Here is a 14,965-nt window from a genome sequence, read left to right as displayed (position 1 = left end):
ACCAGATTTTGTATGTGATCAACTATTATTGCGATAAATGAAGCTATCTAACTCATTTTCCATTCTATCTTCAAAGGAGAAAAAAGTGCACACCATTGTTTGGTTTGTGGGGTTAATCATGATAAATATCCCGGACTGGCGGGTGACCATGGGGCCTTTTCATAGTGATGATTTTTCATTGCTAATCCCCAGCTTATACGGTCTGGTATTAAATGCGCTTTTGTTTTATGAGTGTTCTACTGAATTTCAGCAAGCTGACCTCATGAACATATGGAATCGAGCGAAAAACACGCTCATCATTTTCTTCAAATTCAGCCTTATTGAAGCTGCTCTCGATTCTGGCTATTTCGCTCTTCATTACTGGACAATTAGCAAAGAGGTAATCGTTGAAATTGTCTGGGGTCAGATCTTGATGAACTTCATCTTTTTCTACTTGCCTGCAGTCATGTTTGGTTTTATCAAGGCGTGGCAAAAAAGCGAATCACACGAAAAGCAAGAACCTAAGATTGTTATTAAAGACGGTGCCCAATCGATTCATCTGTCGCCATCGGAGCTAACTCACGTGGAGAGCGATGGTAATTATGTGATCTACCATGCAAAAAAGAAGCACATGATCCGGCAAAGTTTATCTCAAGCAGAAGATTCCTTGCCTGACTATTTCGTGCGATCGCACAAGTCTTTTATCATTAACACACGAATGATTGAGAAACAGACCTACAATGATCTGGTGGTGGGTGGTTTCATCATCCCAATTGGTCGGAAATACCGAAAGGGTTTACAAGCTATTTTAGATAGTTAATACTAACTGTTGCTAATTCTGAATTAGGAAACTTGTACCGATGAGTCGGGTCGATGGAGAGTCCTGTCTCACCAATGACCTTATCGAAGCTATCAACCTCAAGGATATATTGATCAGAAAAGCCGTGAGTTGCTTCGTATGCCGTGCTTGCGGTTTTTCCCAAATTCGCAGCAGTTGTCTTTGAATCTAATCCGTGCAATTCAATCACAATCAACCCAAACTTCCGTATGTAAGGCTTCCACTTGTTTAAATGCGCCTTGAGATTTGCCTCCACCTCATCGTTACTTAATAGTCTCCCCTTTGATGCGAATGCTCCTGTAGAGACGCTTGACTTTTCTATTTTTTCATTTACATCTTCCCACATTCGGTTGTGATCCAAAAATGTCCGCACGTTTAATAAGTCACTTAAGCTCATTTCATAATTTTCCTTTAAGTCACTATCCAGGCGTTCAGGATCACCAATATCTCCCCACACCACTTTGGCCCAGACGTCAGCATTAATCAAATTTTCACGAGTTACTTTGAGCGCAGCTTCATTATAATCGGCTCCTACCAGGAATAATGGATGTTCTTCAAGCATTTTTCCGCGTCTGGTCTTATGAAATACCACATCGAAAATATGGATAAGAAAGGCACCATTTCCACATCCCATATCCAAAATGCCTTTTGGTTGCTCATCTATCGGCTTATTGAAGAGGTCAATGATGATGTCATCCACTTTTTCAAAATAGGCAACATGTGCTCCTCCACTGCCCCAAACATTCATCTCGCGATCTACACCTTTTTCTGGCTGTCCCTCAGCCACTTTCAAAATTTCAGGATTTCCAAAGATGAGTTCATCCAGGTTTCGAAAGGTTGGTATATAAGAAACCGTGACGCCATAAGCGGAAGAGCGCTTCGCGAAAAAGAGCCCCTTTTCAGTGAATTTATACGTTCTGTTTTTTTTCACGAACCACCCTAAATGCGAAAAGAAATCTAGGATTTGCTCAAAGCTCTCAGGATCCTGATGATACTCTGATGGGCTGAAAGACATCTCCATGAAGTATTTGTGAAACATGCCTCCCATTCCAAGTTGTACCGTGCTGGGCCCAACGAGGATTCCTTCGATGTGCTTTAGGATTTGCTCCTGTATTTCGCGCTCATCTTTATTTCCTGAAAGCTGGAAATAACCACCTTCAAATTTTTTAGCTATTCGATTCCAAACTTCAAAAGGTTCCTTCTCAAATTTCCTTGGATGGAAGTCTGCAGAAAACTTCATCAAATCCACCACCTCTTTGTAGTGTGGAGCGAGAGTAAATGCGGTCTCGCTTTTACCATTTGTATTGACAACAACCTCTTTGCTGGTATTATCAACCACATAATCCAACCAACCTTGTGACGCCAAAAGTCTCAAAGCCACATTTAAATAGCCCGGATTGGCCTTGAACTTGTTCGCCAAATCATCGATTCGGGAGCTTTTCACCTCCAGGAGATGCTTGAGAACTCCATGACTTTCCAACTCATAAGCCGCGGGCGCTATTGCAATCCCATCTAAATGCCTGAAAAGCTCATTTCTGAAAGCAGCGTTTCGTTTTTTTATTGATTCCATAGGTGTTGTTTGGTCACGGAAATTTATTGGATTAATTGCACTTAAAGATCATTCTTTTCGTGCGTGATGCGTTGCTGAAACCTATTAGCTAATTTTGCGCTTCAATTTGATCAATTATGACACTGGAGCAGGAAATAGGCAGACGCAGAACTTTTGGAATCATCGCCCACCCGGATGCGGGGAAGACAACCTTGACGGAGAAGTTACTATTATTCGGTGGAGCCATCCAAACAGCAGGAGCTGTAAAATCCAATAAGATTGATATGGGCACTCGCTCAGACTGGATGGATATTGAAAAGCAGAGAGGTATCTCAGTGGCTACTTCCGTGATGGGATTTGAATACAAAGACCTCAAGATCAATATTCTGGACACACCTGGTCACAAAGATTTTGCTGAAGACACCTACAGAACACTCACGGCAGTAGATAGCGTGATTATGGTAATTGATTGTGTGAAAGGCGTAGAGGAGCAGACAGAAAAACTTATGGAAGTCTGCAGAATGCGAAATACTCCGGTGATCTGCTTTATCAATAAGCTGGATCGCGAAGGGCAAGATGCATTCACACTACTTGATGAAATTGAAGAAAAGCTAGATATAAAAGTCCGCCCGATGAGCTGGCCTATTGGTATGGGGAAAACGCTCCGTGGGGTTTACAATATTTATGAAAACAATGTAAACCTCTACGAACCTAATAAGCAAAAGCGAGTAGATGATGTAGTGGAAATCAAAGGCGTAGCTGATCCTGAATTGGATAAGCGACTACCTGAATCGTTGGTGAAAGAGCTAAGAGAAGAAATAGAGTTGGTGAATGGTGTGTATGATGAATTCAACCTGGAAACCTATCTGAAAGGTGAAGTTGCACCTGTCTTCTTTGGCAGTGCGGTTAACAATTTTGGTGTTCGGGAACTATTGGACTGCTTTACGCAAATAGCTCCACCACCCAAACCACGGGAAACAGATGAGCGCGAAATCACTCCCAACGAAAAGAAATTTTCCGGATTCATATTCAAGATTCATGCTAACATGGATCCGAAGCATAGAAATAGAATCGCGTTTGTGCGCGTATGCTCAGGAAAATTTGAAAGAGGCAGCAACTACTATCATGTAAGAGACGACAAGAAGATTCGTTTCTCAAATGCAACAGCTTTTATGGCCCAGCAAAAAGAGACGGTGGAAGAGGCATTCCCCGGTGATATTGTAGGTCTTTACGATACTGGTAATCTCAAAATTGGTGATACACTAAGTGAAGGTGAAAAAGGTGTCTATAAAGGTATTCCATCCTTCTCGCCTGAGATGTTCCGTGAAGTAATTAATATGGATGCCATGAAATCGAAGCAGCTGGAAAAAGGGCTGAACCAGCTTATGGACGAAGGTTTGGCACAGCTTTTCACATTTGAGCTAGGCTCCAGAAAAGTAGTCGGAACGGTTGGTGCACTTCAATTTGAAGTATTGCAACATCGATTGCTCAATGAATATGGGGCCAACGCTAAGTTCGAACAGGTTAATATTTACAAAGCGTGCTGGATTAGCTCTTCAGACAAATCCAAGTTGGATGCTTTCATCAAAGACAAGCAGCGCCACATCGCAAAGGATAAAGAAGGCAAACTGGTGTTTATGGCCGAATCCAAAGCCTGGTTGCAGATGGTGCAGGATAACTTCCCGGATATTGAATTCCACTTCATTAGTGAATTCTAACCTGTCAGCTTACTGAACGTTTATTTTGGGAATGAGTAAGAAGAGAATCCTTTGGTTTGGAGCATCACTCCTCATTTCTTTTGCATTGATCCTCGTGGGTATTGGCGTGTTGTTCATGGTCAACGATTTTTCACTTTCCGAATATTTCGAGCGGCTACAACCAATCATACGGCAGTTTATACGCGAACCACTTTTTTGGATCTTTCTCTCACTCCCTTATTTCATTATCCGATTAGTCAAGTTTTGGATAGCCGGATATCAAAAGGGAAGTTTCAAGCTAATGGCTAAACGTTTTGCCTATTCATTTATCTTTCCGGCGGTTACGATCATACTGCTTGCACGATTATCCATTTGGCACCAAAACAGCGAACAATTTGATTATGAATGGGATTTAACTGCTTATAATCCTTCTGATGCAAGTCAGCTTTATCATCAAAAAGATCAAAGGATTCGTGGCATGCATGTATTTGGAGGAATTGATTCTGCAAAGTTGCAAAAAATTGTTTCGGCCAATATTGAACAAATAGTTCTCGTGCCATATGCCTATCAGGAAGATTATAATTCACCTGGATTAAATGGCGGAAGCAATACCCGCAGAGACTCACTTTATACATTGTATATCGATGCGATAACGAAACGTGGACTTGAGTTAATTATCAAACCACACATATGGATAACAAGTCCTAGTGATGGAAAATGGCGAGCAGACATAGAGATGGAAAGTGAAGAAGAATGGCTTGAATGGGAATCTCGATACGAAAGATTTATCCTCTTTTGGGCGCAAGTAAGTGAGCATCACGATCTTCCCTACTTCTGTGTTGGAAATGAATATTACATATCTACCACTAAGCGTCCGCAATTCTGGGAATCACTTATTGATACCGTCCGAACGGTGTACTCCGGCAGGCTCACCTATGGAGCCAACTGGGACCGTGAGTATAAGGAAATCGCTTTCTGGAACAAGTTGGATTACATCGGTATCCAGGCTTATTTCCCTTTGGCAGATAGGAATTACCCTAATTATGACGAGGTTATCGACGGGTGGAATAAACATCTTATCGAAATTGACTCCATCAGCAATGCTTTTAACAGGAAGGTGATTTTTACGGAACTCGGCTACAAAAGCACGCCCGATGCAGCACGTTATCCATGGGGCTGGGAAGATTTTTCAGAAAATATTTTCCAACGAATTTCCACAAAGACTCAGGCGTATTGTTATCAGGCTTTCTTTGAAAAAGTATGGGATCAGGAATGGATGACAGGGGTCATGATTTGGCAATGGCAAACCAGTGAACGGGACAATGAAGGCAACCATAACTTCACACCTGAAGATAAGCCTGCCATGAATGAACTAGCAAAAGGTTTTAAATCGGATTAGTCATATCCTTAGGATTGATTAATTTGATTAATTCTTTAAAGATGAAATACCTAGCCACCATTTTTGCGCTGATCTGCTTTTCCGCATTTGGTCAGAACGCTACATTGACCGACAGTCTGAAACAGCGCCTAAAGACCAGCACTTCAAATCAGCAACATTCCATTCTTATTGACCTCTCCTGGGAGTACTCATATTCTGATATCGACTCAGCAGAATACTACGCCATTAGAGGATTGGAGCTTGCCGAAGAAAGAAATTCACCGCTGGAAATCACACGCGCCAAGAGTATGCTGGCGATTGTTTATGACATAAAAGGCGAGGTTGAAAAAGCCGCGAAAACGTACTTAGATGTGGCTACATTTTACGAATCCTCCAGTAATGAATCAGAGCTCAGCCGCGTGTATAATAACCTTGGCGTACTCTTCTTTTACAACGGAGACATGGATCAATCCTGGAAATATTATCGAAAAAGCATCATGCTCGATAGCCTTTTAGGTGATTCTTTGGGAGTGGCCGCTTCGCTTATCAATCTTGCTGCAATTTCTAACAAATGGGAAAAGTTGGATAAAGCTTACAAATACTTAAAAAGAGGTGAAAAGATTGCCGAAAATAGTGGAGACGATTGGATTACCCGATCAATCTATGAAGGGCTCGCCAACAATTATTTGTATAAAGGAGAATACGACAGCAGTTTAATATACATCAACAAAGCGCTACCACTTTTCAAAAAAATCGGAGATCATCACAGCACGCTCACCAATCTCACCGGACTTATCATCGCCTACACTGGACTAAAAAATTATACGAAAGCGGAAAGGACTTTAAAGGAAGCCGAAGAGTTATCAAAAACCTATGATGAGATAAACATACGGAGTAAAAGAAATATTGCTGCATCACGGCTCTATGCTGCTCAGAATGATTTTTCTCAGGCATACAACTATCAAAAATTGTATCAGGTTGACTATGATTCCATTACAAATCAGGAGCGCTTGCGCATCACAAATGATCTGGAAAAGAAGTACCAAACCGAGCAAAAGGAAAATGAAATAGTAAAACTTCAAATCCAGCAACAACAGTCACGAAACCAGCGAAACATATTACTGCTAATCTCAGCACTGGTCATTCTTGCAGCTGTCATGTTGTTCATTTTAGTTAGATCCAAGGCCAAAGCCAACGCAATTATTTCTAAGTCTTTGTCCGAAAAAGAAACGCTGCTAAAGGAAATTCACCACCGTGTGAAAAACAACCTTCAGGTCGTATCCAGCTTACTCAGCATGCAGTCCAGATTCATCACCGATGAAAACGCATTGGGAGCAGTAAATGAAGGTCAAACACGCGTGGAATCCATGGCGCTTATTCATCAAAAACTCTATCAGGAAAACAACCTTTCGGGTGTTAATGCCAAGGAATACATCGAAGATTTAGCTGAGATACTCAAGCAATCTTATTCTACAGATACAGACATTGAGTTTGAATATGACATAGACGAATTGATGATTGATGTAGACACAATCATCCCAATCGGGTTGATTTTAAATGAATTGATTTGTAACTCACTGAAACACGCCTTCCCTGAGGCTGAAGAAGGATTAATTAAGGTTGGTTTAAAAGAGATTGGTAATGAACTAAAACTTGAAATAAGCGATAATGGTGTTGGCTCTGAGAGTGCGCCTTCCGAAAAGTCATTTGGAATGGTTCTGATCGATTCCTTAGCAATGAAGCTTAAAGCCACACTGCAAATAAATACCCAAGGTGGCACTTCTGTAATGCTCAACATTGGTAAGTATAAATTGGTCTAAATGGATAAAAAGATACTTATTATAGAGGATGAGCCATTGATTGCCAAAGACCTGAGTTTCATTTTAGAGGATTTAGGAATTGATACCATCGAGTTTGCCATGAGCTATGGAGACGCACAGCTCGCACTGGAAAAAATGGAGTTTGATTTAATCCTGCTGGACATCAATCTTTCCAGTGAAAAAGATGGAATCGATCTGGCTCATGAGATCAATAAATCCCATCAATCACCATTTATTTTCATCACCTCGTATTACAATCCTACTACTGTAGCTCGAGCAAAAGTTACCAACCCGTTGGCCTACCTCCTCAAACCATTCAACCAGCATGATATAAGAATCAACGTGGAAATGGCCCTTTATAAATCAGATCAAAGCAAAGAAAACTCAACCATCTACATCCGCGAAAAAAATGGAACCATTCAGCTTGAGTTGACTTCTGTAATATTTCTGGAAGCACAGGACAATTACACCAAAATTGTTTGTGAAGACAAAGAGCTTTTAATCAGCCAGACGCTAAAGTCTATGCTGGAGAAACTTCCCGAATCAGATTTTGTGCGAACGCATAAATCATTCGCTGCCCGAATAGATCAAATAACTATGATCAAAGGAGGATATACCTTTTTGGGAGAAGAAAAAATACCAATTGGAAGATCCTACAAAACAGATTTTCAGGAGCGAATCGCTATCCTTTAATGTCGTTCACTCACAATTTCGGTTGTTTACTTAGAATATTATTAATCTAATTTTTAGTTGGATAATTTGGTTTAGATAGTCTCTAAAAGTTCTTAGTAATGAAACACCAAATCATCCGCTACCTTGGATTAGCTCTGCTATCCCTGTGCATAAAATCCTACTCTCAATCAGTTGGCATAGGAACCGAAACACCCAATTCCAATGCCATATTGGAGCTAGTTGCCCCTGATGCCAACCAAGGGTTGCTCGTGCCACGGTTAAGGACAGCTGAAAGGACTGCCACGGCGTTCACAAACAATCTCTCAGCTACAGATAATGGCCTGCTCATCTATGATCTGGAAGATCAAAAGTTTTACTTCTGGATGACTGATGATTGGGTTGAGATTGCTTCAGGAAATATTGATGCGCTTCCAGATCAAACGGGTCAAAATAATAGGTATCTAACAACAGATGGCACAACAGCTTCTTGGTCGGATGTTGACTTTGCCAGCCTTGCCAATGTCCCGACGGGCCTTGCCGATGGAGATGATGACACCCAATTATCCGACGCAGACATTGCTGCTCTTGGCTACATAAAAAATCCAGATGACGCAGACGCAGATGCATCCAACGAATTTCAGGATCTTACTCTTTTGGGCAATACACTTTCATTAACGAATAGTGGAGTCAACGTTGACTTATCACCATTCGCAGGAACAAATACAGACAATCAAACAATAAGTCTCGCAGGAACCGATCTTACAATTACCGGAGGAAATACCCTCGATGTATCTTCACTTGTAAATGATGCAGATGCAGATCCCACCAATGAAGATCAAACGGTTTCTGCCGGAACGGGAATCTCTATCAACAATGTGGGTGAAGACTTTGAGGTCACCAATACGGCACCAGATCAAACGGTATCACTTGCCAATGGAGGTAATGTGATAATCACAGGTACTTATCCGAATTTCACCCTAGCCGTTCCGAATAACCTGGACAACGACCCCACCAATGAAGATCAAACCGTTTCTGCCGGAACGGGAATCTCTATCAACAATGTGGGTGAAGACTTTGCGGTCACAAATACGGCACCAGATCAAACGGTATCACTAGCTAACGGAGGAAATGTGACAATCACAGGTACTTATCCGAATTTCACTTTGGCTGTGCCTACCAACAATGACAACAGCGCGACCAATGAAATTGAGCTACCGACTCAAACTGGTCAAAATGGAAATTTTCTCACTACAAATGGCTCATCTCCAAGTTGGTCCTCAATCAACGAAACCCAGTGGAATACCAATGGCACAAGCATTAATTACACAACCGGAAATGTGAACATTGGGTCTGGAACAATTCCAACATCCAGTTTGCAGCTTAGTACCAATAATCCAAGTACTACTACACCTCAACTAACCATACAAGAATCAAATGCTACTTCGGATGCCTCAATCAACTTTAATAGGTCAGGCACAAACATTACTATGGGAATTGATGCTACAGACGGATTTTTCAAATTAAGTGGCGCGAATTCTCTTGGTAGCAGCGATCGCATCATCATGGACTCCCAGGGAACGCTCGGTGTAGGAGTTACACCAAATGCACAACTTCATGTCCAAACCAATTCGACCGAATCGAGCACTGCCAGATTAACCAATACCTCAACCAGTGCTGCTTCAAAGATTGGAATCATGAATGAACTCGACAATCAAGGAACGGCTACCAAAACAGGTCTTTGGAATGATATCACGGGAACGACAAGTGAAACCGGAGATGTAAAAGGTATTTATAACATAATAAGTCCAACAGACGGTGCTTCATACGGGGTGCACTCCCAGATAAATTCAGCAGGGACTGGAGCCAGATATGGTACTTTTTCCGATGTAAGAGGCGCTGCAGCGAATAGCTCCATAATTTATGGTTTCAGAACCAATGTTGACCATGACGGCTCAGGTGATGCTTTCGGTCTACAAGTAAATATGTTTGGCTCCACCTCCGGCAGGCAATATGGAATTTTTACCAATGGTGAAAACTTCAATTATTTTGAAGGGAATGTTGGTATTGGAGATGCGGAATCCGATGTAGAACTGACTATTCAATCGTTCAACCTCAATTCAATTTTACCCTTACTAAGACTCAATTCGGGCGCAGGAACTAGTGATGCTGGTATTAGTTTTAGCATTCCCGGAGGCAATGAATTTGTCGTCGGAGTGGATGCAACCGACAATTCGTTTAAAATCAGCGACAATGCATCATTGGGTTTTGGTAATCGCCTAACCATTGATGCAACCGGTAATTTGGGAATTGCTCAGTCTTCCCCAAGCGCCCGTTTGGACGTGGTGGGCACCACCGAACTGAATGGTGCGGTTGATGTACAAAGCACCGTGGATATTACCGGACTTCTGACTGTCACAAATGACATAGAAATACCAGAAACAAATGCGTACACCTATGCTTCTGCACAGACACGCCAGATCACATATCATCCAACAGATTTTAAGTTGATGAAATTTGATGGTGGATCAGTAGATTTAGTTGTTGGAAATTTTACGAATCCATACACGTACTATTCAGGCGGAAGTGGAAGTCTGGCTTACGCAACTGCACCTGTAAAACTTCCTGAAGGTGCAGTAGTTACCGAGGTTGAAGCCTGGGTAGTGGACAACGATGCTACTGCAAGCAACTTTGTCAGAGTTAACCTCTACAGGAGTCAAATTGGAGTGATCAACTCAAATAACAATATGGCTCAGATAGAGACTTCCAGCGAAAGCGCTGCGGTCCAAGCACTCGACGATACAACCATATTCTCCCAGACAATCGACAACACCAATTACTCCTATCGCTTGCTTTTTTCAGCCAGGGACAACTCATCCACACTGCAACTGCACGGTGTTCGAATAAGCTACTCTGTAACTCAAGTTGACTAAATCGATATGATGATGAAAAGATTTAGCATACTTCTCTGGATCCTATCCTGTAGCACATTTGAACTACAAGCACAAAATCTATTTACCAATGAAAGTAGCCTAGTAGTGATTAATCCCGGTGTTCCCTTTATGGTCGAGGGGAACGCATCTAACAGTGGTTTAATCCTCAACGAAGGTGCATTGAGACTATCCGGAGACTGGAGCAACAGTGGTGACTATCGCTCCGTCTCCGGCACCTTCACCCTTTCCGGCAACAATCAAATCTTTGATCCCGGCTCTTCCAGCTACAATCATTTGGCTGTCAACTCTTCAGGTATCGTAGTTACAAGGAACCTTTCCATATCTAATTCACTCGAACTAGTCAGCGGAATTGTATCACTGACCTCAGACGCCAAACTTCTTTTACTCGAAAATGCAACCATATCAGGTGGAGATGAAAATGCGTATATCGACGGAGCTCTGTTCACCACTTCCAATGGGGACTTTATGTTTCCCATTGGGACCGAGACCGAGTACATACCTGTGTCGATATCCAATATTCACGCAACTGATTCTGTTGGAGTGCGGGCATTCAGCTCACCTTTAGATGCAAGCACTTCTTCAGAGTTAGATGCTTATTCTCCCAACAGGTATTGGGAAGTAATTGGCAGTGCAGCGTTGACAGCAGAAGGCATCAGCTTACCTCTGCTGAATGAATCATTCATTGAAAGTGAAGACGAAGCAGTTATTGCATTTGCCACTATCGATGAGAATATCTTGAACGCCTTAGGTGTGTCATCAATAGATGGAACGCTCGAATCCGGAATCGTTTCTACCACAGCAAATATTGCTCCTGGATACTATGTACTAGCGGATCAAAGCGTAATCGGTCCGCCTATTAAAGTAATCAACGTGGTGACTTCCCTTCAGGATGGAAAGCATGATTTTTTACGAATCGAAAATATTGAATTCTACGAAAATAATCTGGTCGAAATATTTGACCGACAAGGTGTCAAAGTCTTTGAAATGGAAGGATACAACAATACCGATCGGGTATTCACAGGCAGTGCCAACGTTGGTTCCAGAGGAGTCTTACAAACGGGTAATTACTATTACACGGTAAAGCTTACCAACAGCAAGCGAGAGGCCGGTTTTGTTTACATTAAAAATTGATGTCATGAAAAAAACCTTAGTCATCTTACTCGCTTTTTTTTCACTGACATCCCACGCTCAGCAAGACCCTTTGTACAGTCAATACCAGTTCAACCAGCTCATGATCAATCCTGCCTATGCTGGGATCTACAACCGGTTGTCTGTTGGAGCAATCAGCCGTTTCCAATGGGCCGGCATTGAAGGATCTCCCAGAACAAATACCATCACAGCCCAATCTGCTCTTGCTGACGGGAAAATCGGACTTGGTGCAGTGGTTTTAAACGATCGATTTGGAGTAAGTAACAACTACGAAGTGCAGTTTGCTTCTTCATACAATATCAAATTCAACAGTAACACGAAACTTGCGATGGGAATACAGGGCGGGTTCGTTCAGTTCGGCTATGACTTCAGTAAAGTCAACCTCGACTTCTTTGATGATCCTGAAATTGTCAATGGGCATGACAATTTCACAAAGCCAAATTTCGGCGTTGGGTTTATGCTACTTAATCCAAATTTTTTCATCGGTGCTTCCGCTCCTCGTATTCTCAATGTGTCAATTACAGATGGATCCACACAATCAGAGCGGTACAAAAGACATTATTACCTGACCGCAGGCATTGCGGCAGAAATTCAACAAACCCCGGTAAAAGCCACAACATTAATCCGGTCGATGGCTGGAGAAACGTACTCTTTTGACGTCACGCTGAGTGCGTTCCTGGAGGATGTGATGTGGGCAGGAATCTCAGTTAGAGACCTGAAGCACTTTGGTGTGTTAGGGATTTTAGCACTAGGTGAAAACTTAAAACTTGGTTATTCCTTCGAACTGCCTACCAATAACCTTATTCATGGCAATTATGGCACACATGAAGTTTCCATTAGCTATGGTATCCGATACGGTTATGGCAGACAAGAACCGATATTCTTTTAAGGTTTTCTACTAAGCCATGTATGGCACGGCCCAATGGTTTAATTTTGCGGCCTTATGGCAAAGCCAACGATTATATATGAAGACAATCATTTGTTGATTGTAGAAAAACCAACCGGGTGGTTGGTGCAGGGAGATGAGACAGGTGACGGCACGCTTACTGGTTGGGCCACCGAATACATCCGAAGAAAATACAATAAACCAGGCAATGTTTTTTGCCAGCCATGTCATCGACTCGATCGGCCGGTGGGAGGACTGGTAATCTTTGCCAGAACCTCCAAGGCGCTGGAGCGGGTGAATAAATTGTTTCGCGACCGAACAATTAAGAAAAGCTATCTGGCAATTGTGGAAGGTGTCCCTGAAGATTCAGAAAAAGTATTGAAGCACTGGCTCGACAAGGATTTTCAAAAGAACAAGGCACACGTCTACACCAAACAAAAAGGCAATGCCAAGGAAGCGATTCTTTCCTATCGAATGATTGCCACTCATAGCAAAATCTCGCTATTGGAAGTGATGCCGGAAACCGGAAGGCCGCACCAGATACGCATCCAGATGCGAGAAAACAAAACCTCTATCCGTGGTGACCTCAAGTATGGAAACACCAAGGCCAACCAAGACAAAAGCATCGACTTACATGCTTACAAGCTGGAATTTGAGCATCCGGTAAAAAAAGAGCCTGTCAAAGTAATTTCTAAACCAAAATGGCCTGACTTCCAGGCATTCATCAATGAGTTGGATTGAGCGATTAAAAGAAAAATGGAACCTTGAGAGCAACTGGCAGTTCGTCATCATCATGGTCGTTTTTGCCTGCACGGGAACCACTGTAGTGTTGATAAAGAAGCCTTTGATCAATTTATTATTTGAAGATGGAGTTCGTCCGCTCTGGTTTCAGATTGCTTATTGGGTGCTTATACTTCCATTTTACAATATCATCCTTCTTTGCTACGGTTTTCTCTTTAGACAATTTGACTTCTTCTGGAAATACGAGCAAAAAATGCTGAGAAGATTCGGTATTAGAGTGAATGCTGACAAAGAGTGAGGCCATATTAAAATTAAATAAGCTCGGAGCTGAAAGCATTCCGTTTTCATTCTACTGTGATTTTTTAGGTGAGAATTGGTGCATTCAGGAAGACACATCTGAAACTTCAAATCATTCATTTCAATTAGCTATTGAAGATACCGCGCAAGCCAAAAGTCGTACGTCAAAAGAAGTACGTTTCACGAAACAACCAATCACCTTCAAAAATTTCAAACGTGCATTCGATCAGGTGATAGAACAGATCAATATTGGAAATTCATTCCTGACCAATCTGACCTTTGAAACCCCGATCGAAACAAACCTTTCACTCGAAGAAATATTTCAATATTCGCATGCCAAATTCAAACTCTTGGTGTCTGATCAATTCGTGGTTTTTTCGCCTGAAACTTTTGTGAAGATTCAGAATGATCACGTCTATTCCTATCCAATGAAAGGAACCATTGATGCAGATATTGTCAACGCTGAAAAAATTTTATTGGAAGATATCAAAGAAAGAGCCGAGCATGTGACCATTGTAGACTTGATCCGAAACGACTTGAGTCAGGTGGCTAATAAAGTAGAAGTGACCAAATTTCGTTACGTTGATAAGTTGGAAACAAACGATAAAAAACTTCTTCAAGTGAGCTCCGAAATAAAGGGAACACTCGAATCAAATTGGAAAGAAAACATGGGTTCGATCCTTACTCAGCTATTGCCTGCAGGCTCAATTTCCGGCGCTCCAAAACCTGAAACCATTAAGATTATCAAAAAAGCTGAGAACTATGATCGTGGGTTTTACACTGGTATTTGCGGTCACTTCGATGGTGAATCGCTGAATACCGGAGTGATGATTCGTTTCATCAAGAAAGAAAATGGTCAGCTTTTTTATTGCAGCGGCGGAGGTATTACTTCTTTTAGTGAGGCTGCAAAAGAATATCAGGAGATGATGGATAAGGTGTATTTACCAGTTAAAAAAAATGCGAGTGAATGAACTCCAAGTAGTCCATTCACTCGCATATAATCTCAGA

12 protein-coding genes are annotated in these 14,965 nt (G+C 41.9%); 11 read left to right on the top strand and 1 reads right to left on the bottom strand.

The genetic code is table 11. From position 1 onward, the window contains the following. Positions 1–37: 37 nt before the first annotated feature. Positions 38–799 carry a LytR/AlgR family response regulator transcription factor gene (locus tag ACL8WY_RS12365; RefSeq protein WP_436515068.1) on the top strand — a complete coding sequence of 254 codons (762 nt, stop codon included), beginning with the start codon at positions 38–40 and terminating at the stop codon, positions 797–799. Here the strand turns inward: ACL8WY_RS12365 and ACL8WY_RS12360 are convergent. After that, positions 783–2,387: a class I SAM-dependent methyltransferase gene (locus tag ACL8WY_RS12360; protein ID WP_436515067.1), complete on the bottom strand. Its 1,605-nt coding sequence runs from the start codon at positions 2,385–2,387 to the stop codon at positions 783–785. The genes ACL8WY_RS12365 and ACL8WY_RS12360 overlap by 17 nt on opposite strands. 116 nt (positions 2,388–2,503) lie before the next feature. On the opposite strand from ACL8WY_RS12360, the gene ACL8WY_RS12355 reads away from it, so the two are divergent. The 10 genes from ACL8WY_RS12355 (at position 2,504) to ACL8WY_RS12310 (ending at position 14,928) form a co-directional block, all read left to right on the top strand. Beyond that, a complete protein-coding gene (locus ACL8WY_RS12355) occupies positions 2,504–4,084 on the top strand; it encodes a peptide chain release factor 3 (protein ID WP_436515066.1) in 1,581 nt (526 codons plus the stop codon). 31 nt (positions 4,085–4,115) lie between these two features. Then, positions 4,116–5,462 (top strand): glycoside hydrolase family 113, encoded by a 1,347-nt coding sequence (locus tag ACL8WY_RS12350; RefSeq protein ID WP_436515065.1) that lies wholly within the window; start codon positions 4,116–4,118, stop codon positions 5,460–5,462. 41 nt (positions 5,463–5,503) lie between these two features. Continuing rightward, entirely contained in the window at positions 5,504–7,261 is a 1,758-nt protein-coding gene (locus ACL8WY_RS12345; protein WP_436515064.1) for a tetratricopeptide repeat-containing sensor histidine kinase, read from the top strand. Continuing rightward, the gene (locus ACL8WY_RS12340) at positions 7,262–7,954 is read left to right on the top strand and encodes a LytR/AlgR family response regulator transcription factor (protein ID WP_436515063.1); all 693 of its coding nucleotides are present in this window, start codon (positions 7,262–7,264) and stop codon (positions 7,952–7,954) included. 98 nt (positions 7,955–8,052) lie between these two features. Then, positions 8,053–10,863 (top strand): beta strand repeat-containing protein, encoded by a 2,811-nt coding sequence (locus ACL8WY_RS12335; RefSeq protein WP_436515062.1) that lies wholly within the window; start codon positions 8,053–8,055, stop codon positions 10,861–10,863. Between the two features lie 6 nt (positions 10,864–10,869). Then, complete coding sequence (locus ACL8WY_RS12330; RefSeq protein ID WP_436515061.1) at positions 10,870–12,015, top strand: gliding motility-associated C-terminal domain-containing protein; 1,146 nt, start codon at positions 10,870–10,872, stop codon at positions 12,013–12,015. A 4-nt stretch (positions 12,016–12,019) separates the two neighbouring features. Next, complete coding sequence (locus ACL8WY_RS12325; protein WP_436515060.1) at positions 12,020–12,922, top strand: PorP/SprF family type IX secretion system membrane protein; 903 nt, start codon at positions 12,020–12,022, stop codon at positions 12,920–12,922. A 54-nt stretch (positions 12,923–12,976) separates the two neighbouring features. After that, on the top strand, positions 12,977–13,660 hold the full coding sequence (locus tag ACL8WY_RS12320; RefSeq protein ID WP_436515059.1) for an RluA family pseudouridine synthase: 684 nt from the start codon (positions 12,977–12,979) through the stop codon (positions 13,658–13,660). Then, on the top strand, positions 13,647–13,958 hold the full coding sequence (locus ACL8WY_RS12315; protein WP_436515058.1) for a DUF6787 family protein: 312 nt from the start codon (positions 13,647–13,649) through the stop codon (positions 13,956–13,958). Before ACL8WY_RS12320 ends, ACL8WY_RS12315 begins: the two co-directional genes overlap by 14 nt. After that, the gene (locus ACL8WY_RS12310) at positions 13,942–14,928 is read left to right on the top strand and encodes an aminodeoxychorismate synthase component I (RefSeq protein ID WP_436515057.1); all 987 of its coding nucleotides are present in this window, start codon (positions 13,942–13,944) and stop codon (positions 14,926–14,928) included. The genes ACL8WY_RS12315 and ACL8WY_RS12310 overlap by 17 nt, the downstream gene beginning before the upstream one ends. Positions 14,929–14,965: the final 37 nt, after the last annotated feature.

The sequence above is a fragment of the Ekhidna algicida genome (assembly GCF_051379705.1).
Taxonomy (GTDB): domain Bacteria; phylum Bacteroidota; class Bacteroidia; order Cytophagales; family Cyclobacteriaceae; genus Ekhidna.
The sequence above is the reverse complement of the archived record's forward strand: the minus strand, read 5'-3'. Positions and strand labels throughout refer to the sequence as shown.

What these genes read in the sequence shown, in the direction of transcription:
- ACL8WY_RS12365 (WP_436515068.1), top strand. Translation starts at nt 38, where the DNA reads ATGAAGCTATCTAACTCATTTTCCATTCTATCTTCAAAGGAGAAAAAA.
- ACL8WY_RS12360 (WP_436515067.1), bottom strand. Translation starts at nt 2,387, where the DNA reads ATGGAATCAATAAAAAAACGAAACGCTGCTTTCAGAAATGAGCTTTTC.
- ACL8WY_RS12355 (WP_436515066.1), top strand. Translation starts at nt 2,504, where the DNA reads ATGACACTGGAGCAGGAAATAGGCAGACGCAGAACTTTTGGAATCATC.
- ACL8WY_RS12350 (WP_436515065.1), top strand. Translation starts at nt 4,116, where the DNA reads ATGAGTAAGAAGAGAATCCTTTGGTTTGGAGCATCACTCCTCATTTCT.
- ACL8WY_RS12345 (WP_436515064.1), top strand. Translation starts at nt 5,504, where the DNA reads ATGAAATACCTAGCCACCATTTTTGCGCTGATCTGCTTTTCCGCATTT.
- ACL8WY_RS12340 (WP_436515063.1), top strand. Translation starts at nt 7,262, where the DNA reads ATGGATAAAAAGATACTTATTATAGAGGATGAGCCATTGATTGCCAAA.
- ACL8WY_RS12335 (WP_436515062.1), top strand. Translation starts at nt 8,053, where the DNA reads ATGAAACACCAAATCATCCGCTACCTTGGATTAGCTCTGCTATCCCTG.
- ACL8WY_RS12330 (WP_436515061.1), top strand. Translation starts at nt 10,870, where the DNA reads ATGATGATGAAAAGATTTAGCATACTTCTCTGGATCCTATCCTGTAGC.
- ACL8WY_RS12325 (WP_436515060.1), top strand. Translation starts at nt 12,020, where the DNA reads ATGAAAAAAACCTTAGTCATCTTACTCGCTTTTTTTTCACTGACATCC.
- ACL8WY_RS12320 (WP_436515059.1), top strand. Translation starts at nt 12,977, where the DNA reads ATGGCAAAGCCAACGATTATATATGAAGACAATCATTTGTTGATTGTA.
- ACL8WY_RS12315 (WP_436515058.1), top strand. Translation starts at nt 13,647, where the DNA reads ATGAGTTGGATTGAGCGATTAAAAGAAAAATGGAACCTTGAGAGCAAC.
- ACL8WY_RS12310 (WP_436515057.1), top strand. Translation starts at nt 13,942, where the DNA reads ATGCTGACAAAGAGTGAGGCCATATTAAAATTAAATAAGCTCGGAGCT.